At 71.7% G+C, this 21,726-nt stretch carries 16 protein-coding genes and 2 pseudogenes; 10 read left to right on the forward strand and 8 right to left on the reverse strand.

Translation table 11 applies throughout. The features are described 5' to 3' along the window. The first annotated feature begins 142 nt into the window (after positions 1 to 142). Both AC5P1B_RS26865 and AC5P1B_RS26870 read left to right on the forward strand, forming a co-directional pair. Positions 143 to 637: a helix-turn-helix transcriptional regulator gene (locus AC5P1B_RS26865; RefSeq protein ID WP_493890323.1), complete on the forward strand. Its 495-nt coding sequence runs from the start codon at positions 143 to 145 to the stop codon at positions 635 to 637. A 151-nt stretch (positions 638 to 788) separates the two neighbouring features. Next, a pseudogene (locus AC5P1B_RS26870) lies at positions 789 to 1,248 on the forward strand (VOC family protein). A gap of 157 nt (positions 1,249 to 1,405) precedes the next feature. On the opposite strand, the gene cseC reads toward AC5P1B_RS26870, so the two are convergent. The 5 genes and pseudogenes from cseC to AC5P1B_RS26895 all read right to left on the reverse strand — a co-directional run bounded on the left by cseC (position 1,406) and on the right by AC5P1B_RS26895 (position 6,314). Beyond that, complete coding sequence (cseC, locus tag AC5P1B_RS26875) at positions 1,406 to 2,704, reverse strand: two-component system sensor histidine kinase CseC (protein ID WP_493890324.1); 1,299 nt, start codon at positions 2,702 to 2,704, stop codon at positions 1,406 to 1,408. A 37-nt stretch (positions 2,705 to 2,741) separates the two neighbouring features. After that, a complete protein-coding gene (gene cseB, locus AC5P1B_RS26880; protein ID WP_493890325.1) occupies positions 2,742 to 3,458 on the reverse strand; it encodes a two-component system response regulator CseB in 717 nt (238 codons plus the stop codon). 8 nt (positions 3,459 to 3,466) lie between these two features. Continuing rightward, positions 3,467 to 4,135, reverse strand: a complete 669-nt coding sequence (locus tag AC5P1B_RS26885; protein WP_493890327.1) for a hypothetical protein — start codon at positions 4,133 to 4,135, stop codon at positions 3,467 to 3,469. 311 nt (positions 4,136 to 4,446) lie between these two features. Continuing rightward, a pseudogene (locus tag AC5P1B_RS26890) lies at positions 4,447 to 4,980 on the reverse strand (SigE family RNA polymerase sigma factor); the annotation flags it as partial. 470 nt (positions 4,981 to 5,450) lie between these two features. Further along, positions 5,451 to 6,314, reverse strand: a complete 864-nt coding sequence (locus tag AC5P1B_RS26895; RefSeq protein WP_493890369.1) for an HhH-GPD family protein — start codon at positions 6,312 to 6,314, stop codon at positions 5,451 to 5,453. Positions 6,315 to 6,877: 563 nt separating this feature from the next. Between AC5P1B_RS26895 and AC5P1B_RS26900 the strand changes: the two genes are divergently transcribed. From AC5P1B_RS26900 to AC5P1B_RS26925, 6 genes are all read left to right on the forward strand, one after another. Continuing rightward, complete coding sequence (locus tag AC5P1B_RS26900; RefSeq protein ID WP_493890329.1) at positions 6,878 to 7,741, forward strand: hypothetical protein; 864 nt, start codon at positions 6,878 to 6,880, stop codon at positions 7,739 to 7,741. A 180-nt stretch (positions 7,742 to 7,921) separates the two neighbouring features. Next, complete coding sequence (locus tag AC5P1B_RS26905) at positions 7,922 to 9,094, forward strand: substrate-binding domain-containing protein (protein WP_493890370.1); 1,173 nt, start codon at positions 7,922 to 7,924, stop codon at positions 9,092 to 9,094. 185 nt (positions 9,095 to 9,279) lie between these two features. Continuing rightward, positions 9,280 to 10,632: an ABC transporter substrate-binding protein gene (locus AC5P1B_RS26910; protein ID WP_493890331.1), complete on the forward strand. Its 1,353-nt coding sequence runs from the start codon at positions 9,280 to 9,282 to the stop codon at positions 10,630 to 10,632. 402 nt (positions 10,633 to 11,034) lie between these two features. After that, positions 11,035 to 12,117: a carbohydrate ABC transporter permease gene (locus tag AC5P1B_RS26915; protein WP_493890332.1), complete on the forward strand. Its 1,083-nt coding sequence runs from the start codon at positions 11,035 to 11,037 to the stop codon at positions 12,115 to 12,117. After that, entirely contained in the window at positions 12,114 to 13,058 is a 945-nt protein-coding gene (locus tag AC5P1B_RS26920; protein WP_493890334.1) for a carbohydrate ABC transporter permease, read from the forward strand. Before AC5P1B_RS26915 ends, AC5P1B_RS26920 begins: the two co-directional genes overlap by 4 nt. Before the next feature lie 94 nt (positions 13,059 to 13,152). Next, positions 13,153 to 14,199: a hydroxyacid dehydrogenase gene (locus tag AC5P1B_RS26925; RefSeq protein ID WP_493890335.1), complete on the forward strand. Its 1,047-nt coding sequence runs from the start codon at positions 13,153 to 13,155 to the stop codon at positions 14,197 to 14,199. Between the two features lie 146 nt (positions 14,200 to 14,345). On the opposite strand, the gene disA is transcribed toward AC5P1B_RS26925, so the two are convergent. Both disA and radA read right to left on the reverse strand, forming a co-directional pair. Beyond that, positions 14,346 to 15,470 (reverse strand): DNA integrity scanning diadenylate cyclase DisA, encoded by a 1,125-nt coding sequence (disA, locus tag AC5P1B_RS26930; RefSeq protein WP_493890336.1) that lies wholly within the window; start codon positions 15,468 to 15,470, stop codon positions 14,346 to 14,348. A gap of 102 nt (positions 15,471 to 15,572) precedes the next feature. Then, a complete protein-coding gene (gene radA, locus AC5P1B_RS26935; protein WP_493890337.1) occupies positions 15,573 to 17,000 on the reverse strand; it encodes a DNA repair protein RadA in 1,428 nt (475 codons plus the stop codon). A gap of 300 nt (positions 17,001 to 17,300) precedes the next feature. Here radA and AC5P1B_RS26940 point away from each other — a divergent pair, with 300 nt between their 5' ends. Continuing rightward, the gene (locus tag AC5P1B_RS26940; RefSeq protein ID WP_493890372.1) at positions 17,301 to 19,334 is read left to right on the forward strand and encodes a BACON domain-containing protein; all 2,034 of its coding nucleotides are present in this window, start codon (positions 17,301 to 17,303) and stop codon (positions 19,332 to 19,334) included. 249 nt (positions 19,335 to 19,583) lie between these two features. On the opposite strand, the gene AC5P1B_RS26945 is transcribed toward AC5P1B_RS26940, so the two are convergent. Next, positions 19,584 to 20,465, reverse strand: a complete 882-nt coding sequence (locus AC5P1B_RS26945; RefSeq protein WP_493890338.1) for a DUF3109 family protein — start codon at positions 20,463 to 20,465, stop codon at positions 19,584 to 19,586. Positions 20,466 to 20,764: 299 nt separating this feature from the next. Here AC5P1B_RS26945 and AC5P1B_RS26950 point away from each other — a divergent pair, with 299 nt between their 5' ends. Next, positions 20,765 to 21,724: a Ppx/GppA family phosphatase gene (locus AC5P1B_RS26950; protein WP_493890339.1), complete on the forward strand. Its 960-nt coding sequence runs from the start codon at positions 20,765 to 20,767 to the stop codon at positions 21,722 to 21,724. Positions 21,725 to 21,726 lie beyond the last annotated feature (2 nt).

Below are 21,726 nucleotides of genomic sequence, written 5' to 3' on the forward strand. Positions count from 1 at the left end.
GCTGAAACGTTCACGCGGTCATGGGCGGCGGTGGCAGCGGCCCGCGCTCACGCTGACCGGGCCCCGCTCACCGGGCCCATGCTCAGGCGGCTCGCGCCGCGCGGGGCGGCCGGTGTCAGAGGTGGGTGCCACCATCGAAGGCATGGGGATCACGCGCGAGGGGACCACGCCCGAGGGGGCCCGGCTGGCGCATCTGCGTCAGCTGCGGCTCGCCAAGGACGCCATGGACCGCGACTGGGCCGAGCCGCTCGACCTGGACGCTGTGGCGGGGCACGCCGGGTATTCGCGGTATCACTTCGTCCGTGCCTTCAAAACGGTGTACGGGCGGACGCCCGGCCAGTATCTGAGCCGTCGCCGAATAGAGCGCGCCGAGGAACTGCTGCGCACGGCGGACCTGTCGGTCACGGAGATCTGCTCGCTCGTCGGCTTCAGCAGCCTCGGCACCTTCTCGGCCAGTTTCAAGAAGCAGACCGGGCTGACGCCGAGCGAGTACCGGACCCGGCATGTCGGGCGCGGCGCCGCGCTCATCCCCGGGTGCTACGCGCTGCTCTGGAGCGGCGGATTCCCGGCGAAGACGGCCGACGGGCCAGGCGAGGGGCCGGGCGATGGAGACCGCAATTCTGGAGAAGCCGGGTAGCGCCCGCCGTGCCTACGGTGAGGGGGAGGGTCGCGGGACACGGTCTCAGGGAGTCTGAGCGGTTGACCCGCCGATTGGCGTGTCCCGTCGATCGACGGGACACGCCAATCGACGTGACATGACGAGCGGCTGACACCACAGGAGGCGCCACATGATCAAGGGCATCGGTATCGCGACGGTCTGGGTTCTCGACCAGGACCGTGCCAAGGAGTTCTACACCGAGAAGCTGGGCTTGGAGGTGCGTACGGACATGACCATGGGCGACGACGGCATGCGCTGGCTCACCGTCGGGTCCAAGGCCCAGCCCGACGTCGAGCTGGCGCTGATGGTGCCGGGAGCCCCCGGACTGGACCCGGAGTCGGCCGAGGCGATGCGCAAGCTCGTGAGCAAGGGAGTGCTCGGCGCGGGTGTGCTGCGCACCGATGACGTTCGCGCGGACTACACCACGCTGAAGTCGAGGGGCGTGGAGTTCCTGCAGGAGCCGCAGGAGCGGCCGTACGGGGTGGAGGCCATCTTCCGGGACGACTCCGGCAACTGGTTTCTCCCTGACGCAGGCAAGCGAGACGCTGGACTTCGACAAGGGATGGGGCCGCCAGGAGCCGCCGAAGTAGTGGGCGAGGAGTCGGCCAGAAGCTGGTGGGGCGCTGGTGAGGAAGTGGTAGGCAGTCGGCGAGGGGGCCCAGGTGCCGGGCGGGGCGCCTGACGCAGCGGTCGTGGCTTCGTCCCTGGTGAGGGTCCCTAGTCAGGGACGGGTCTCTCGTCAGGGCCCTAGTCAGGGACGTGGATCACCGGGTAGCTGCCCGTGTTCGTGGGGGCGAACTCAGGCAGCCACAGCACCGCGACGGCGCCTTCTTCTCCTTCGGCCGTGGGCTCGGCGTTGCGGAAGGTGAGACGGGCGCCCAGGACGCGGGCCTGGCCGACGGCGATCGTCAGACCCAGGCCGTGGCCCTTGCCCGACCGGTCGCTGGCGCCCGTGCGGAACCGGCTGGGGCCCTCCTTCAGCAGCTCCTCCGGGAAGCCGGGCCCGTGGTCGCGGACGCGGAGCATCCGGCCTTCGACGGTGACATCGAAGGGCGGCTTGCCGTGCTTGGCGGCGTTGGCGAGGAGGTTGCCCAGGATGCGTTCCAGACGGCGCGGGTCCGTGGTGACGTATGCGCTGCGGACCACATTGATCCGCGCCTCGGGGGCCACCATGCGCACCCGGCGCCTGACGAACTCGCCCAGCTCGATGTCCTCCAGCTCGGCGCGCTCGGCGAAGCCGTCGAGCCGGGCGACCTCAAGCACGTCCTCGACGAGGGTGCGCATCGCCTGCGCCCTGTCCCGTACGAGCTCGGTCGGCCGCCCCGGGGGCAGCAGTTCGGCAGCGGTGAGCAGCCCGGTGACGGGGGTGCGCAGCTCGTGCGCGATATCGGCGGTCACGCGGCGCTCGGCCTCAAGCCGCTGCTGAAGGGCGTCGGCCATGCCGTCGATGGCGCGGGCGAGCTCGTCGGTCTCGTCGCGTACGCGGCCGCCGATGGCTTCCCGGACACGTACGCCGGTGTCGCCGTCGGCGACCTTGCGGGCGGCGGCGGCCGCCTTGCGCAATCGCCGGGACAGCTGGTCGCCGATGAGCACGCCTAGGGCGATGCCGCCGAGTACGACGGCGAGTGAGCCGATGATGAGCACCCGGTCGAGGTCGTCCAGGACGGCGAACCGGTCCTGGAACTGGCTGTGCAGCGACAGCACCCTGCCGTTGCTGAGCGGGACCGAAGCCCAGATCTCGGGGGCGCCGGAGCCCTTGTCCTGGAGGTAGGTGGCGCGCAGCCCGCGCGCGGCCTCGTCCTTGAGCTGCTGGGGGAGTTCCGGGTCGTCGATTTTGGCCTGGAAGAGCACCCGGTGCGTGGTCTCGTACCAGCGCTGCGCGACCTGGACCCGCTCGTCCATCACGTCGCGGCTGTTGTCGAGCATGGAGACGCGGGCGGCGTTGTGCACGACCAGGCTCAGCGAGCCGGCGATGAGGGCGCCCACGCAGGCGATGGCGAGGCTGACCTTCCAGCGCAGCCCCGTGCGGAACGCGAGCTTCACCATGGGCGCCACCTCGTGTCCCGCGCCGTCCGCATGACGGTCAGCCCTTGAGCTTGTAGCCGAAGCCGCGGACCGTCTCGATCCGGTCCGTGCCGATCTTGGTGCGCAGCCGCTGCACATGGACGTCGACGACGCGGGTGTCACCGCCCCAGCCGTAATCCCAGACGCGCTCAAGCAGCCGGTCGCGGGAGAGTACCGTGCCGGGAGCCGCCGAGAATTCCAGCAGCAGCCGCATCTCGGTGGGCGTCAGCGCCACCGGACTGCCGTCCTTGCGGACCTCCATGCCCTCCGGGTCGACCTCAAGGTCGCCGAAGCGCAGCGGGCCGTCGTGGCCCGAGTCCGCCGATCCGTTCGGCTGGGCCCCGACCGTGCCGCCAGGACCGCTCGCGTGCCCGAAGCGGCGCAGCACGGCCCGGATGCGGGCGACGAGCACCGCGCCGTCGAAAGGCTTGGTGACGTAGTCGTCGGCGCCCGCTTCGAGGCCGAGCACTACGTCGATGGAGTCGGCACGCGCCGACAGCATGATCACGGGAACGGTCGACTCGTCGCGGATACGGCGACACAGGCTGACCCCGTCCAGGCCCGGCACCATGACGTCGAGCAGCGCTATGTCCGGCTGGTTGGCACGGAACTGCTCCAGGCCGGTGAGCCCGTCCGGCGCGGCCGTCACCACGAAACCGTCGCGCTCCAGAGCGAGCTGCGTGGCCTCGCGGATCACATCGTCGTCCTCGACGAACAGCACATGGGTTTCGGCCACTGTCGTCGTCAGCCTTCCGTTCCTTCTTCAGTGGGCAGGTCTTCGCCGTCCACGGTCTTGCTGAAGTCGGTGTGGGTGCGACCAGTCACGACGAACCGTTTGTCCGACCACCGATAGGTGATCACATCCTCGCCCGAAGGGCAGCACACGGGGTCCCCGGCGTCGTAGACCTCCTTGGTGACCCGCAGCTCGTCCTTGTCGATGTCGGTGTAGACGGGAGCCTCCTCCGACAGGAAGACGTTCTTGTACTCCTTGCCTACCTTGCGGTAGACGTACGAGCCGATGCCGAAGCCATCCGCGCAGGTCATCACGTTGACGACGACGTCGGACGAGGAAGAACCAGTCAGCTTTCCGTAGCTGACGTCGACCGGGTACTCGTCCTTGGCACACGGTTCGAGATTCTTCTTCAGGTCCGGGTCGACCTTCGGGTCCGACCTGACGAGCTCTACGCCATCCACTTTCTGTAGGGGTGGTTCCCCCGAGGGAGTGCCTTCGTCGAGCTTGGTGGAGCCGTCCCGCGATACCGGCTCGTTCTGTGCCTGTCCCTCTTTGCGTACGCCGTCACTGGCGGAGTTGCAGCCGGCGAGCACGAGGCCCGTGGCCGCGGCGATCCCCGCGACCGCGCCCCCGGTGATCAGGACGGTCTTGCTTTGAGCTGCCTGGATCAGGCCGCGCACCTGTCCTGCCCCCGATCGTGGCGTTCGCGACGGCTTTCCGGCTCCTGGCCCCCGCGGCGCTGCTGGCGGCCGATGCGGCCCTGCGGGTCCATGTTCGCGGGCCGCTCGACCCGGCCGGTCCTGACCCGCTCCATGCTGGGGGCGCCGGTGCTGGTGGCGACGCTGGTGGCGGTGGCGGTGGCGGTGGCGGTGGCGGTGCTGGTGGCGGTGGTCGTGGGGCGCACGGCGCTGCCGGTGCGTGTGACCCTTCCCGCGCCACCGTTCCTGACGGCGTCCCGGTCCCGGCTCTCGGCCTTGTGCCGCTCCGTGGCCCTGGCCTGGTCCGCGCGCTCCAGGGCATGCGCCTGAACATCGCGGCTTTCCAGCTCCTGGCGCAGCCTCGCCAGGGCACGGTGCAGCGTGCTCTTGACAGTGCCGGTCGACATCCCGAGCGCCTCCGCGGTTTCCTCGGTGCTCATCTGCTCCCAGTGTCGCAGCACGACGACACTGCGCTGCTTGGGAGCCAGGCAACTGAGGACATCCATCAGCAGCGCACGGTCCGCGTGCTGCTCCGTGCCGTCCTCGATACGCGCGTCCGGCAGCTGCTCGGTGGGCACCTCGTCCAGCTTGCGGGCGCGCCACCACTCCGTACGAGTGTTGATCATGACACGGCGAAGATAGGCGTCGGCGAGCGACTTGTCAGCTATGCCGTCCCACCGGCCATATGTGCGCACCAGCGCGGTCTGGAGCAGGTCCTGCGCCTCGATGGGGTCGGGAACCAGGCGGCGTGCGCTGCGCAGCAACGCATCCTGCCGATTCCGTACGTACTCTTCGAAGTCCAGAACCTTGCCGCTGCTGGTGGTCATCGCGCAGCCTCCATTCCACTGTGTTCCCCACGTCGCACCGCCGGTCAAGCGGGCGTACAGAGGAAGTTACGGAGGTGCTGTTGCGGCATCACGTACGACAGCACTGCCGCACGTGCACAGCTGGCCATAGGTTCTGTAACAGTGCAGGTGGGGTTTTCGGTGCCGGTGATGCGGGCGGCGCGGGAGCCCTTACCGCCGGTACGTGGCCCCCTACCGGCAGTGAGAGGGCGGGCCCGTCGTCAGCGTGCGGACAACGTCGCCGTCAGCGCGCGGACAGCATTGCCGTCAGGACGCGCCCATCGCCCCCGGGCGCGGCGGGGGCCTGCCCCTGGGCACGGCTGAGCGGCCGCCGGGAAACGTCGACGTGGATGGGGAAGTGGATGTGTGCCCTTAGGCCCGTAGGCCCGTGGGCGGCTGCGGGGGCGTGGCCGCGGTCGGCGTGCCGTGGGCGTGCGGTGGGCGTGCGGTGGTCAGGTCTGCGGCAGCCGGTAGACGCCACCTGCCAGCGGCTCGACCAGTCCGTCGGCGACCAGCCCGTCCAGCGCGCGGGCCCGCTGCACCGGCTCTTGCCACACCCGGTCCAGCACGGACTGCGGCACCGGCGCGATGGCCTCCCTCAGTACGGCGAGCAGCTTGCCGCGCACCTGCCGGTCCGTACCCGCGTACGTCTGACCCCGGCGCGGCGGCCCCTCGTACGCGGGTGACCCCGCCAGCTTCCAGGCGCAGCGCGCGGCGATGGGGCAGCGCCCGCAGTCGGGCGTGCGGGCCGTGCAGACCAGCGCGCCGAGCTCCATCGTCGCCGCGGCCCAGCGGGCGGCGGTCGCCTCGTCGGTGGGCAGCAGCGCACGGGCGAGCTTGCGCTCCGCCGCGGTCGTCGCGTTCGGCGGGTACTGCTTGCCGCCAACGGCCCGGGTGAAGACACGGCGGACGTTCGTGTCGAGCACGGGATGGCGCTGTCCGTACGCGAAGGAGGCGACGGCGGCGGCCGTGTACTCACCGACTCCGGGCAGGGCGAGCAGCTGGGAGTGCTCGCGCGGCACATCACCGTTGTGCCGCTCCCTTATCGCCGAAGCGGCGGCGTGCAGGCGCAGCGCCCGCCGGGGATAGCCGAGCCGGCCCCAGGCACGGACCGCTTCTCCGGCGGGCTCGGCGGCCAGGTCGGCGGGGCGCGGCCAGCGGTCCAGCCACTGCTCGTACACCGGCAGCACCCGGTTGACCGGGGTCTGCTGAAGCATGAACTCGCTGACCATCACACCCCACGGGCCCGCCTCGGGCCGACGCCACGGGAGGTCGCGGGCGTGCGTCTCGAACCAGGCGTTGACGGCGGAGTGCAGGGCGGAGTGCGGGGAGCTGTGCGGATCGGCGGTGGCCCCGGTGGCCGTAACGGCCGTGGTGACCCCGGCGGTGACCTCGGCGGTGACCTCAGCGGTGAGTCCGGCCGCGCCGGGGGAGCGTTCGGGGAGCGTGACGGTGGAGGTGACGGAGGGGGAAACGGTGGGGTCGGGGATGTGGCCGTCGAGGTCGGCGGGCACGGCGAGCCGGTCAGTGCCGGCGGGCGAGCTGGGCTCGGCGGGTGAGGCGTGCGGGACGTGCTCGGCGGATTCCGAGGCGTCGACCGAGGGTGCGGGCGTAGCAGTCATGGCACATACGATCCTGACATGACGCCCGCCCTCGATGAAACGGCCCGCGCCGAGGGGCAGGACTCCGAGATGGTTGAGGCGCGTGGGGCGGGCGAGGGGTCGTGAGGCCCGGAATCGGGGGTTCCAGGGCGTGGAAGCGCCTGAGTGGGCAAAAAATATGCCCGGAACGCCGCCTCCGGGCAGATGATGAGAAAAGTTGGTGCGATATGCGGCGGGTACTGGCCGGTCTCCTATCGGATCTCTCGTAGAGTTTCCGCGTGGGATCTCTGCGCAATCCGATCGGGCCACTCCCTTCCTCCATCTACTGGCGGCGGAGGGCAGTTGCGCTGTCCCTGGTCGCGCTGGTCATCTTGCTGATCATCTGGGCCCTCAGCCTGGGTGGCTCCGGCGGTGGCGACAAGGACGACGCCAAGGGCAACGGCGGCACGAGCGCCGCCAGCACCATCACGCCCGGGCCGTCCTCCTCCACCCCCGTCGACAGCCAACGGCCGGGCGGGCGCGACGAGTCGGATGACGCCTCCGACGGCGGCGGCTCCGGGGGCGGCGATGGTTCTGATGGCGGGTCAGGCTCCGGGTCCGGCGGTGATGGCGGCGGCTCCGGCGGCGGGAACAAGGGCCCCGGCAGCGCGGTCGGTGACAAGAACGGTGACGGCGTCACGGGCGCGTCCGGTGGCCTCGGCGTCGGAAGCGGCAAGCTGGAGCCCGCCGACTCGGCCCTGCCCGACTGCGAGCCCGGGAAGGTCGAACTGACGCTCCGTAGCATCAAGAACTCCTACAAGCCCGGCGAGAAGCCGAAGTTCGAGATCGTCGCCAAGAACGCGGGAAACAGCGACTGCAAGGTGGACCTCGGCCGCGCGTCGGCGACGATCAGCATCACGGACGCCGAGGACGACCACGTCTGGGCGTCGGATGACTGCCCGCGGGGCAGCGCCATCTCGATGGTGCGGCTGGCGGGTGACGGCGAGATCGAGCGCACCGTGACCTGGGACCGCATGGTGAGCCTGGAGAACTGCGTGTCGCCGTCGGGCAGCAAGTCGGCGGAGTCGGGGACGTACCTGGTGGAAGCCAAGATCGACGGGCTGGGGACGGCACGGGTGTCGTTCGTGCTGGCGCAGGACTGACTCCTCTTCCTTCTCTTCCTTCCTCTCTCCCCGCACCCTCTTTCCCCTGGGCTTTCCCTTGGGCCCTTTCCCTTGGGTCCGTTGTCCTCGCTCCTCGCTTCCCCGCTGCTCCCGCTGTCGAATCGATCGTTATGCTGCGCCGTAACGTTCAAACGAACATGAGGAAAGGGCGTGGGGTGGGTGCGGGAGCCCGTGGAGCACAGGCGGCAGCGGATTCTCGACACGGTGCGGGCACGGGGACGGGCGCGGGTGACGGATCTGGCAACGGAGCTGGAGGTCTCCGTCGTCACGGTGCGGCGGGATATCGAGGAGCTGGCCCGCGCCGGGCAGCTGCGACGCGGGCACGGAGTGGCCAGGTCGGTGGACCCGGCGGGGGACGCGGCCCCGAGCGGGTCGCCCGCCACCGGTGACGCCGTCGCGCTGGTGGTGCCCGAGCACCACACGTACCTCTTCGAAGCCGTTCACGGGGCGCGGGCCGTGCTGGAGGCCGCCGGGTTCCGGATGGCGCTGCACATCGCCCCGCATGACGAGGACTCCGAACGGGCGATGGCGCTGCGCGCACTGGAGAACGGTGCGCGCGGGCTGCTGATCGCCCCGCGCTGGTGCACCGCCGCCGCCGAGGTGCGGGACTACGGCTGGCTGGCGGAGCTGAACGTCCCTGCCGTGCTCGTCGAGCGGCGCCCGGCGGCGGGCAGCGCGCTGCACGCGATGGACTCCGTCTGCTCCGACCACTGGTACGGCACCCACCTCGCCGTGGATCACCTGGTCTCCCTCGGCCACCGCAGGATCGTGCTGGCCGCGCGCGACGACAGCCCGACGGCACGAACCCTGCGGGCCGCGTTCGCGCGGATCGCGGCGGAGCGGCCGGAGATCGACCGCTGGGGCGTCGTCCACAGCGCGCCGACCCCGGGCCCTGGCCGGGGGCCTGAGTCGGGCTCTGGCCCGGCCGGTGGCCCCGCCGGTCTCACCGGTCTCACCGACCCCTCTCGTCCATCCAGCCCCTCTGGCCCTGTGGACATCGTGGCCGTGCTGCGCGAGTACGGGGCCACGGCGGCCGTGATGCACGGTGACGTGGACGCGTTGCTGCTGGTGCAGCGGCTGCAGGACGCGGGTGTCCGGGTGCCGGAGGACTGCTCGGTGGTCGCGTACGACGATGTGGTGGCGGCACTGGGCGGTACGCCGCTCACCGCCGTGTCGCCGCCCAAGGAGGAGATCGGCCGAGCTGCCGCAGAGCTGTTGTTGCGACGGCTTGAGCGGCCACGGGAGGTGCGTCCGGAGGCGGTACGGCGGGTGCAGTTGCTGCCCGAGCTGAAGGTGCGCGGGTCGACCGCCGCCCTCACCCCGGGCACCTGACGGACATCCCGAGCACCTGACGAACGAGTCACTGGCCTGGGGGCGTGCTCCCTGGGCCTGCACCCGGCCTTCTCGTCGATACGAATGTGCGTTTGACCGCTTCACTTTCTTCTGATCGAACCGTTGACGCTTTCCCGTGAAGCGATCAGGATTCCCGTCATCCCCCTCGGACCACGGGAGGCACCGTGCGTGTTCGCCGCAGTCGTTCGCCGCTGGCCGCAGTCGCCGCGCTGTCGCTGACCCTGCTCGCCGCGTGCGCGGGCCTGACCGCCTGCACCGCCGACGGCGGCGCGGCGGCCAACGGCGGCAGGGACGGCAAGGGCCCTGTTCACATCACCTTCTGGTCGGCGCTGCGCGGCAGCCAGGCGGTCGTGGACGCCTTCAACAAGAGCCAGTCCGAGGTCGAGGTCGACTACCAGCAGGTGCCGAACGGCCCGCAGGGCGGCTACGCGAAGCTGAGCAACGCGGCCCGGGCGGGCAACGCCCCCGACGTGGCGACCATCGAGTACGCCCAGGTCCCCGGCTTCGCCATCGACGGCGTGGCCCGCGACCTCACCCCGCTGCTGAGCGAGCGGCTGCGCGATCGGCTGCTTCCGCAGGCACTGTCCCAGACGACGTTCGAAGGACGCACCTACACGGTCCCGCTCGACGTCGAGCCGATGGTCCTGCTGTTCCGGAAGTCCGCCTTCGAGCGGTACGGCATCGAAGTGCCCCGCACCTGGGCTGAGTTCGAGGCCGCCGCCCGCGCGGTCAAGCGGGCCCGCCCCGACTCCCGCATCGCCAACTTCCCGACCGACGGCGGCGCGACCTTCGCCGGGCTTTCCTGGCAGGCGGGTGCGACGTGGTTCGACACCAGCGGCGGAAGCTGGAACGTGTCTCTCACCGACGCCCCCACCCGGAAGGTCGCGACGTACTGGCAGCGCCTCGTCGACGAGGACCTGGTCACCGTCAACCCCAGCGAAAGCCAGCAGGGCCGGGCGCAGATCGGTGACGGCAAGGTGCTCGCGAAGATCACCGCGGCGTGGGACGCGGGGGCCACGATGTCCTCGTATCCGGAACAGAAGGGGGAATGGGCCGTCGCCCCGCTGCCGCAGTGGAACACGGGCACACCGCGGGTCGGCACCTTGGGCGGGTCCACCTTCGCGGTCACGAAGGACAGCGACCAGCCCGAGGCCGCCATGAAGTTCATCGAGTGGCAGGTCTCCAGCCCCGACGCGCTGCGGGCCCGCCTCTCCACCGGCACCAGCTCGCAGTACCCCGCCGTGCCCGACCTCGTACCGGTCGCCCGCAAGGCCATGGACACCAGCTTCTACGGAGGCCAGGACCTCTACGCCTTGTTTCGCCGGGAGGCCGAGCGGATCGCCGATGGCTGGGTGTGGGGCCCTCGCATGACGGCAACGCTCAAGACCATCCAGGACGGCTTCGCCCGGGCCGGTGGCGACAGCGGCACGCTGATAGGCGCCGTACGCGACGGGCAGCGCGCCACGATGCCCGACCTCAAGGCGCTCGGCCTCAGTGCCACGGAACGCAGCGACTGAACCCCACCCGGCCACGACGGTTCAGGTGCTCACCCACCCACCGCACCACGCCCCCGCACCACGGCAAACGGCATGACGACGCGACGACGCGAGCACACCCCCTGACGACGACGTGATCACACACCTGACGACGACGTGATGAAAGGCAGCGGCCATGCGCACTGAACCGGACCCGCAAGGCGGCGGCCGCACGCCACCGAGGCGCGAGCACCTGCCCACGCGAGGCACCCGCCGCACTCACCGCGACCCCCGCACTCACCGCGACCCCCGCACTCACCGCGACCCCCGAACTCACCGCGACCCCCGAACTCACCGCGCCCCCCGAACTCACCGCGACCCCCGAACTCACCGCGCCCAGCACACCTACCCCACCCGCCCCATCCACCACCCGCGGCGTACGCCATGAGTACGGCCACATCCGCCTCGGCCGACGGCGCCGCGAGCGGTCCCCGGGCCGAGCCCGCCCCCGGCGTTCCCGGCGCGGCAGGCCGCCGGGGGCGGGCTCGGGTGACCGTGCGCCGACGTGAACTCGGCGCGAGCGCCGTCCTGATGGCGCCGTTCTTCCTCCTTCTGGTGACGGTCTTCCTCGTCCCCATCGGCTGTGCCGTCTGGCTCAGCCTCTTCAGCGACGACCAGCCCGGCCTGGGGTTCGGTCCGGAGCGCACGGTGTTCACCGGGCTGCGCAGTTACGCGGCCGTGCTGTCCGATCCCACCTTCATGTCCGGGCTCGGCGTCACCGCCCTCTACTGCGCGCTGTACGTTCCGCTGCTGGTCGTCGCGGCCCTCGCGCTCGCGCTGCTGCTCGACTCCGGGCTCGTACGGCTGCGGCGCACCGCCCAGTTGGCGCTGTTCCTGCCGCACGCCGTGCCCGGCATCATCGCCGCGATCATCTGGCTCTACCTCTACACACCTGGTCTGAGCCCGGTGATCGACCTGTTGGGGAAGGCGGACATCACCGTGGACTTCCTCGGCGTGCACACCGTGCTGCCGTCGATCGTCAACATCGCGGTGTGGAGCCACCTCGGGTACAACATGGTGATCTTCTACGCCGCCTTGCAGGCCGTGCCCCGCGAGGTCATCGAAGCCGCGGTCGTCGACGGCGCGGGGCCGCTGCGTACCGCCTTCCAGGTGAAGGTGCCGCTGATCCGGGCCTCGGTCGTGATGGTCGTGATGTTCACCCTGATCGGCGCGCTCCAGCTGTTCACCGAGCCCATGCTGATGAGCCAGGCCACCCCCATGGTGGGCAGCCGCTTCACCCCCAACATGTACATCTACGACGCGGCCTTCACCCGCAACAACTACAGCCTGGCCGCTGCTGCCTCCGTCGTCCTGCTCGCCGTGATCATCGCACTCTCCTACGGCGTGTCGCGATGGGCGAACCGCCCCGGCCCGGCTGAGCGACCCGGCCGGAGGCCCTCCCGCCGCTCGCCCCAGCGGCAGACGCAGGCGCGGCCCCAGCCCGAGCAAGAAGGTAGGACCCGATGAGACCCGGCGGCCGCACCGAACCAGCAGCCCCCACAGCCCGCACAGTCTCCACAAGCCGCACAGCCTCCACAGCGCCCGCCGCTCCCGCTCCCCCCGCCGCCCCGCGGCCGAGGCTGCTCGGCCGGGGCGCGGCCAACGCCCTGGTGGGGCTGTTCGTCCTGTACACCGTGCTTCCCGTGGTGTGGCTGCTGCTCGCCGCCGCCAAGAACACGGACGCCCTGTTCAGCAGCGACCTGATCTCGACCAGCGGCTTCTCGTTCGGCCAGAACCTCTCCGACCTCTTCGCCATGGAAGACGGCATCTATCAGCGCTGGTACACCAACAGCCTGCTGTACGCCGTACTCGGCGCGCTGATCGGCTCGTTGATCAGCGTCGCCTGCGGCTACGCCTTCGACAAGTACGACTTCCGGCACAAGGAGAAGCTGTTCGGGCTGGTCCTCGCGGGCGTCATGGTGCCACCGGCGGTGCTCGCGCTGCCGCTCTACCTCATGGCCTCCGAGGCCGGGGTGGTCAACACCTTCTGGTCGGTCTTCGTTCCCGTCCTCTTCAACCCCTTCGGCGTGTATCTCGGCCGGGTCTTCAGCCAGGGCTACGTTCCCAACGAGGTGATCGAGGCGTCCCGGATAGACGGGGCAGGCGAGCTCCAGACGTATCTGCGGGTCTCGCTGCGGATGCTCGGACCCGGCTTCGTCACGGTCTTCCTGTTCCAGCTCACCGCCATCTGGAACAACTTCTTCCTGCCCATGGTGATGCTCTCCGACCAGGAGCTCTATCCCGTCAGCCTCGGCCTGTACACCTGGAACAGCGCGGCTACCGTCTCGCCCGAGTACTACCCGATGGTGGTCACCGGATCGTTGCTCGCCATCGTCCCGCTCATCGCCGCCTTCGTACTCCTCCAGCGCTACTGGCGCTCCGGTCTCACCGCGGGCAGCGTCAAGTGACACCGACGCCGACCACCCCCAAGCACGTCTGCCAAGCACGACCGCCAGGAACCACCCCCAGGAACAACCCCCAAGCACGACCGCCAGGAGAGACATGCCGACCGCCGACGACCTGCCGACCGCCCACCAGGCCGGGCCCCGACGCCGCGCCGTCCTCGCCATGGGGCCTCAGGCGGCGGACGCGGTGCTCGACGCCGGGGCCATGGCCGCCCTCGCCGAGTGCGTCGAACTCGCCGCGCCCCCCGCACTCGACGACTTCCGCACCGACCACGCCAGGCGCGTACTCGCCGAGACCGAACTCCTGATCACCGGCTGGGGCTGTCCGCCCATCGACGAGCGGGTGCTCGCCGCGGCGCCCCGGCTGCGCGCGATCGTCCACACGGCGGGTTCCGTACGGGGGCACGTCAGCGACGCCTGCTGGGAGCGCGGCATCGCGGTGTCCTCGGCGGCCGCGGCCAACGCGCTGCCGGTGGCCGAGTACACCCTGGCGATGATCCTGCTCGCCAACAAGCGGGTGCTGGAGACCGCCCGGGACTACCGGTCCGCGCGCGAGCGCGACGGCTGGCTCCACACCGACCCGGCCATGGGCAACTACCGGCGCACCGTGGGCATCGTCAGCGCCTCGCTCATCGGCCGCCGCGTGATCGAACTGCTGCGCCCGCACGATCTGCGTGTGCTGCTGTACGACCCGTACGTCGGCGCCGAGGAGGCGGCCGGACTGGGGGCACGGTCGGCCGGGCTGCCCGAACTCTTCGCCGCCAGCGACGTGGTGAGCGTCCACGCGCCGCTGCTGCCCGCCACCCGCGGGCTGGTGAGCCGGGACCTGCTCGGGCTGCTGCGGCAGGACGCCACCCTCATCAACACGGCACGGGGCGCCATCGTCGATCAGGAAGCGCTCACGGAAGCCGTGCTCGCACGCCGGATCAGGGCCGTCCTCGACGTCACAGAACCCGAGGTACTGCCGAGCGGCCACCCGCTGTGGACGTGCGAGAACGCCCTCATCACCCCGCACATCGCCGGTTCACAGGGCAGCGAACTGCGGCGCCTGGCCGACCTGGCCGTCCACGAGGTCAGGCGCTGGGCGGCGGGCGAGCCCTTCACCCACGCCATCGAGCGCGAGCGAGCGGACTTGCTGGCGTAAGCGCGCGGCGGCGCGTGAGCAGCGCCGCGACTGGCGTTGCCCCGAGAAGCAGCGCGCCCAACGGCCCACAGCAGCCCTGCGGCGCGCTCCACGCACCGCTCACGACGCGCTACAGCTCGACGTACCGCTCAAGACGCGCGTGACAGCTACACGTACCGCTCAAGAATGGACGACTCCGCCAGCCGCGACAGCCCCTCGCGCACCGAGCGCGCGCGGGCCTCGCCGACCCCGTCGACCATCTGGAGGTCGTCGACGCTGGCGGCCAGCAGCTTCTGCAGCCCGCCGAAGTGCTCGACCAGCCGCTCGATGATCGCACCGGGCAGCCGCGGGACCTTCGCCAGCAGGCGGTAACCGCGCGGCGAGACCGCGGAGTCAAGGGTCTCAGGGGAGCCGCTGTACCCCAGGGCGCGCGCCACGATGGGAAGTTCGAGCAGCTCCGGGTGGGTCAGCGCGTCCAGCTCGGCGAGGGCCTCGGGAACGGTGCGGGTCCGCTTCGCGGTCGGCTCGGGCACGTAGTCCCGGACGACCAGTTCGCGCTCGGGTTCGACGCCCGCGATCAGCTCGTCCAGCTGGAGCGAGAGCAACCGGCCGTCGGTGCCGAGCTCCACCACGTACTCGGCGATCTCGGTGGCGATGCGGCGCACCATCTCCAGACGCTGCGCGACCGCCGTGACATCCCGGACCGTCACCAGGTCCTCGATCTCCAGTGCGGAGAGCGTGCCGGCGACCTCGTCGAGTCTGAGCTTGTAGCGCTCCAGTGTGGCGAGGGCCTGGTTGGCGCGGGAAAGGATCGCCGCCGAGTCCTCAAGCACCCGGCGCTGGCCGCCCACGTACAGGGCGATCAGCCGCATCGACTGGCTGACGGAGACGACCGGGAAACCGGCCTGGATGGAGACGCGCTGCGCGGTGCGGTGCCGGGTGCCGGTCTCCTCGGTGGGGATCGAGGCGTCGGGCAGCAACTGCACCCCCGCTCGCACGATCTTGGTGATGTCCTTGTCGAGGATCAGCGCGCCGTCGAGCTTGCACAGCTCACGCAGCCGGGTCGCCGAGAACTCGACATCGAGGATGAAACCGCCGGTGCACATGGATTCGACGGTCTTGTCCATGCCCAGCACGAGGAGTCCGCCGGTGTTGCCGCGGAGGATGCGCTCAAGGCCGTCACGGAGCGCCGTACCAGGCGCGACGGCGCTCAGGGAGGCGCGCATCAGACGCTCGGTACCGGAGCTTCCCCCGGCCTTGCCGGGAGCTGTCGCCCGGTCATTGGCTGCCACTGCACTCCTCCGTCGCCACGATCTGGTCGTTGCCGCAGGCCGCCCTGCCGGGTGCACGTAGCTTGCGTACGTACGGGCGTGCGGGCGAGACCAGGGCAAAGTCTACCGGCGGTCGGCCTCCTCCCGTGGGGCCTGTACCGCCTCTCGCCGTGAGCGCTTGGGCAGAGCGCGCAACGCTTCGCCTATATCGGCTACCTCAAGCACGCGCATGCCGGGCGGAATCTTCCCCGGATCGCTGGGCACGAGGGCGTGTGTGAAGCCGAGCCTGGCCGCCTCCGACAGCCGCCGCTGGACGCCTGTCACCCGTCTGACCTCGCCCGCGAGGCCGACCTCGCCGATCGCGACCAGGTTCATCGGCAGGGGGGTGTCGCTCGCGGCGCTGGCCAGCGCGAGGGCGATCGCCAAGTCGGCTGCGGGCTCGGACAGCTTCACCCCGCCCACGGTCGCCGTGTAGATATCGCGCTTGCCGAGGGCGCTGATCCGGCCGCGCTGCTCCAGCACGGCCAGCATCATCGAGACGCGGGACGTCTCCAGGCCGGAGGTCGTGCGGCGCGGGGAGGGGATCTGGGTGTCCACGGTGAGCGCCTGCACCTCGGCCACCAGCGGGCGGCGGCCCTCCAGCGTGACGGTCAGACAGGTCCCGGGCACGGGCTCGGCGCGGCGGGTGAGGAACAGGCCCGAGGGGTCGGTCAGCCCGGTGATGCCCTCGTCGTGCAGCTCGAAGCAGCCGACCTCGTCGGTCGCGCCGTACCGGTTCTTGATGCCCCGTACGAGGCGCAGCCGCGCGTGCCGGTCGCCCTCGAAGCTCAGCACCACGTCCACCAGGTGCTCCAGCAGCCGCGGTCCCGCGATGCCGCCGTCCTTCGTCACGTGACCGACGAGGACCGTGGCCATGCCCCGCTCCTTGGACGCGCGGATCAGCGCGCCCGCGACCTCGCGGACCTGGGCCATGCCGCCGGGCGCGCCGTCGATCTCGGATGAGGCCACCGTCTGGACGGAGTCCATCACCAGCAGCGACGGCTTGACCGTGTCCAGATGGCCGAGCACCGCGGACAGGTCGGTCTCGGCGGCCAGATACAGGTGGTCGGAGAGGGCTCCGATGCGGTCGGCCCGCATCCTGACCTGGCTCGCGGACTCCTCGCCCGTGATGTAGAGCGTGCGGTGGGCTTCGGACGCCGCGTTCGCCGCGACGTCGAGCAGCAGCGTGGACTTGCCGACGCCGGGCTCCCCCGCGAGCAGCACGACGGCGCCGGGCACCAGGCCGCCGCCGAGCACCCGGTCCAGCTCGTCCACCCCGGTCGGCCGGGCGGTCGCCTGGCGGCTGTCGACCTCGCCGATGGGCAGCGCCGCCGAGGTGACCCGGCCTGGCGCGGTCGTGCGCACGGCGGGCGCGCCGCCGAACTCCGCGACCGTCCCCCACGTCTGGCACTCGGGGCAGCGGCCGAGCCACTTGACCGTGGTCCAGCCGCACTCGCTACAGCGGTAGGAGGGGCGGTCCTTGGCGGATGATCGAGACGTACGGGGAGCCATGCGCTCACCGTAGTGGTGAGGTCTGACAACGGCCCCGCCGGTGGCCCGTCCCGAACGCCGGTGCAGGGGTACGGGAATACGGGAAGGGGGGAGCAGGGGCAGGGGAGGGGTACGGAAAGATGACTGGATGGGTGGCTGGATGACCGTGGCAGATGCCTGCGGCCAAGGCCGAGGTCAGGCCACGGCAGGCACATAAAGTGAGAAAACTGTCCCCTTTCGAGGGAGATGCTCACCCGTAAGGGTTAAAGCTGTCCGTGCTGCGCGATGGGCCCGGTGTGATCCCCCTACCGTCGCCAGGTGATGACCAGCCGGCCCGAGCACCCCACGCATGTCACCGGCGCCCACCGCGCACAACGACGCGGCCCGCGCGCTCCCCGTACCACCGCCGAGCACCCTCCCGCGTGTTACGAGCCTTACCTGGACGGCCTGTTCACGTACTGCCTGTCCGTGCTCTGCGACCACGACGCGGCGACCGCTGCCCTCGGCGAGGTGCTCGCCGTCGCGGAGCGGCGGCGGCGACGCGGGCGCGGGCGCGGGTCGGGGGCCACGGAGAAGGACGGCTCCCCGGACAGCGACGCCGAGCTGTGCCGCCCCTGGTTGTACGCGCTCGCTCGCTGGGCCTGTCTGCGCAAGCTCGCGGAGCCGGGGGCGGACGGCGCGGGGGTGGCCGGGGGGACCAGGACTGAGACGAAGGCCGGGACGGGCGGGACGAGGGCTGGGGCGCAGCCAGGGGCGGGCGCGGCGAGCGGCACCGCGCGCGGCCCGGCTGGTGGCCCGGACGCGGCGCGCGTGCCGCAGCCCGCGTCGCCGCGTACGGCTTCGAAGCCGGGGCGGAAGACCCGCAAAGCGGCGAAGACGCAGCGGCCGGAGCCGGAGCCGCAGCCCTCGCCCGCCTCCCCGTTCCCGGACTCGGCCCAGGGCGAGCGCGCGCCCCGGGCGGAGGACCGCACGACGGACCGCACGACAGACCGCACGAAGGATGGGGCGCGGGGGAGCGCGCGCGGGGGCGCCGGGACACCGGAAGAGCCACGTGCGGAGGCGCTGTCCCAGGCCGCTCCCGAACAGCGCCGTCGGGACCTCGCCGCGCTCGCCTGGCCGGAGGCCGCGGGCACCAGCTCCGAGCAGCGCGAGGCCCTGGAACTCGCGGTCCGCCACCAGCTGAGCCCCCGGGAGGTCGCTGACGTCGTCGGCCTCGACCCGGACGAGGCACGCGCGCTGCTGGCCAGTGCGGCGTGCGAGGTGGAGCGCACCCGCGCCGCCCTCGCCGTCGTCGAGCTGGGGCACTGCCCCGTCGTCGCCCGGCTCGCCGATGACCATCAGGTGCTGCTGTCAGCCGCGCTCCGGCGTGAGCTCGTACGCCACGTCGATGACTGTGACCAGTGCCGTCAGACGGCCGAGCGGGCCACAGCGGGCGGACCGTGGCCCGGCACCGCGGCCGCGCCCGCCGCGCTGCCCATCCTGGAGGCACCGCGCCCGGCGGCGCTCGTGGCGATGCAGCACGCCCTGCGCGCGCGCCCGGCGCGGCACAGCGCGTCCGGCCCCCGCTTCGACCGGCGCGGCTTCCCGATCGAGCCCAAGGACCGTGCGGCACGGCGCAGTCGGCTGCGCAGCCGCGCGGTGACGACGACGGTGGTCGCGACCGTGGTGGCCGCCCCGGTGCTCGCCCTGTGGGCCGCCTACCGTGGCGCGCCGCAGACGGGCGAGAGCGACGGCGGCACGAGCGTGTCGGCGACGGAGCGGGACGGGCTCAGCGAAAGCGGATACGAGGAGGCCGGGAGCGCGCAGGACGAGTCCGACCGGGGGGACAAGCGCCGGTCCGACGCGCGGCGCAAGGCCGATGGCGACGGCGGTGGCGAGAAAGGTGGCCGCGGCGGTAAGCGGGGATCGGCGTCGCTGTCGGGCTCCGAGCCGGGTGCGACGGGCGCGGGCAGGCCGGGGGACGGTACGGGGCGGCCGGGGCCGGGCCTGGGACGGCTGGTGGTGGACGCCCGGTCGAGCGGCGACGCGACCGTGATCACGCTGACCGCTTCCGGCGGTGTCCCGTTGCGCTGGTCGGCCTCCACACAGGCGCCGTGGCTGCGGATCAGCCAGCGGGCAGGGGTGCTGCGGCCCGGTCAGTCGACGACGATCACGGTGACCGTCGATCACGACCTGGAGCCCGTGGGCCCGTGGAGCGCGCGCGTCTCGGTGGCGCCGGCGGGGGCGGTGGTCACCATCGAAGGCGAGGGCCAGAGCACGGGCCCTTCCCCCACGCCCACCGATCCTTCCCCGACCCCCACACCCACCCCGACCGACCCCGCACCGGACCCGTCAGGCAGCGCGAGCCCGTCGTGAGCGGGCTCCACCGGCCGCCGGCCAAGGGGATGCCCGGTGGATCATGTGTGCCTGGCACCGGGCTGCGCAGGGGCCTGTTCAGGCCGCCAGGTCCCGGGGGAAGCAGTCTTGGCACAGCGCAGGGGTGTGCCACGTCAAGGGCACCGGGAAACCGCGCGACCAGCCACGACACACCCGCTGTCCGCGACGCGCGGACAGTGGCTCCGCCTCCCCAGCCTCCCCGGCACCATCCGCCGGACGCGGCCCGGCCTAGTCCTTCGGGGCCGGTGCCTTCGCCGACTGGCCGGGGTCAGCGGGGTGCGGGGCCATCGGCAGGAGGGCGGCCAGGCGCTCCTCGCACAGCTCAGCGAGGCGCGCGTACGCCGCCTCACCCATCATCTCGGTCAGCTCCGGCCGGTACGAGACGTACACCGGGTCCCCCGCACCGTGGGCGGACGTCGCCGACGTGCACCACCAGTGCAGATCGTGGCCGCCCGGGCCCCAGCCGCGCCGGTCGTACTCGCCGATCGAGACGACGAGCACGCGCGTGTCGTCGGGCCGGTCAACCCAGTCGTAGGTGCGGCGGACCGGGAGCTGCCAGCACACGTCCGGCTTGGTCTCCAGCGGCTCGCGGCCCTCCCGCAGCGCCAGGATGTGCAGCGAGCAGCCCGCGCCGCCCGCGAAGCCGGGGCGGTTCTGGAAGATGCAGGAGCCTTCGTAGCGGCGGGTCTGGCGTTCGCCGTCGTCGTCGGTCTGCACCCAGCCCGAGCGCGTGCCCACGTCGTGGAACTGCCAGACATCCGGGGTGAGCCGGGCGGCGTGCTCGGCGACCCGCTTCTCGTCGTCCTCGTCGGAGAAGTGCGCGCCGAGTGTGCAGCAGCCGTCGTCGGCCCGTCCGGCCTGGATGCCCTGGCAGCCCTGGCCGAAGACGCACGACCAGCGGGACGTCAGCCACGTCAGGTCGCAGCGGAAGACCTGTTCGTCGTCGGCGGGGTCGGGGAAGTCGACCCAGGCGCGTGCGAAGTCCAGGCCCACCTCGTCCGACGGCCGCTCAAGCTCGGCGACCGCCCCGGCCATGGCTTGCTGCTTGGCCGCTTTCTTCGACGCCTTCTTCGACGCTTTGTCCTGCTTCGACTTGTTCGTCTTTGCCACGCCTCCAGCGTATGCGCCGCGACGTCGTCACCTGACCGCTTGGCCGGGCGAAGTTGCTGGCTGCCGGTCCGGCCGGGGTCCAGACCGGTAGCCAGAGTGCGCCGGATGGCTCGGCCACGACGCCGCGGGGCCGGTCCGGTCACCGTCCGTTCCGCCCCCCGCCCGTCCCTCTCCTGCCCCTCCGCAGCCCCTGCGTAGCCCCTCTGTGGTCGCCGTCCAGCCCTTCTGCCCGCTCTTTCACCGCCCCCGGCTCCCAGCCGCCCACCGGCTCGACGGGCACGCGCAGTAGCGTTCATGTCATGAGACTCGGTGTCCTCGATGTGGGTTCGAACACGGTGCATCTGCTGGTGGTGGACGCCCACCCCGGCGCGCGCCCGCTGCCCGCCCATTCCCACAAGGCAGAGCTGCGGCTCGCGGAACTCCTCGAAGACAACGGCGCGATCGGCTCCGAGGGCATAGACCGGCTGACCCGGGTGATCAAGCAAGCGCTGGAAGCGGCCGAGGACAAGGGCTGCGAAGACGTGCTGTCGTTCGCCACCTCCGCCGTCCGCGAGGCGGCCAACGCCGAAGAGGTGCTGTCGCGGGTCGCCGCGGAGACCGGCGTACGGCTGGCGGTCCTCACCGGCGACGAGGAGGCCCGGCTGACGTTCCTCGCCGCGCGCCGCTGGTTCGGCTGGTCGGCCGGGCGCCTGCTGGTGCTCGACATCGGCGGCGGGTCGCTGGAGATCGCGTACGGGCTGGACGAGGAGCCGGACGCGGCGGTCTCGCTCCCGCTCGGCGCGGGCAGGCTGACCGGCGCCTGGCTGCCCGGCGACCCGCCCGACCCGGCTGACGTCCGGGCGCTGCGGCGGCATGTGCGGACCGAGATCGCGCGCGTCGTCGGTGACTTCAGCCGCCTGGGCGCGCCGGATCACGTGGTGGCCACGTCGAAGACGTTCAAGCAGCTGGCCCGCCTCGCGGGTGCCGCGCGCTCCGCCGAGGGGCTGTACGTCCAGCGCGGGCTGAGCAGCAAAACGCTTCAGGAGTGGGTGCCGAAGCTCGCCGGAATGACGGCGGAGGAGCGCGCCGGTCTGCCGGGGGTCTCCACGGGCCGCGCGGGCCAGCTGCTCGCCGGGGCGCTGGTGGCGGAGGCCGCGATGGAGCTGTTCGAGGTGGAGGACGTGGAGATCTGCCCCTGGGCGCTGCGCGAAGGTGTCATCCTGCGCCGCCTGGACCACCTGCCGGAGGAGGCGATGGCGGCGCAGCTGCCGTCGGCGTGACC

This window comes from Streptomyces sp. A01, assembly GCF_059026195.1.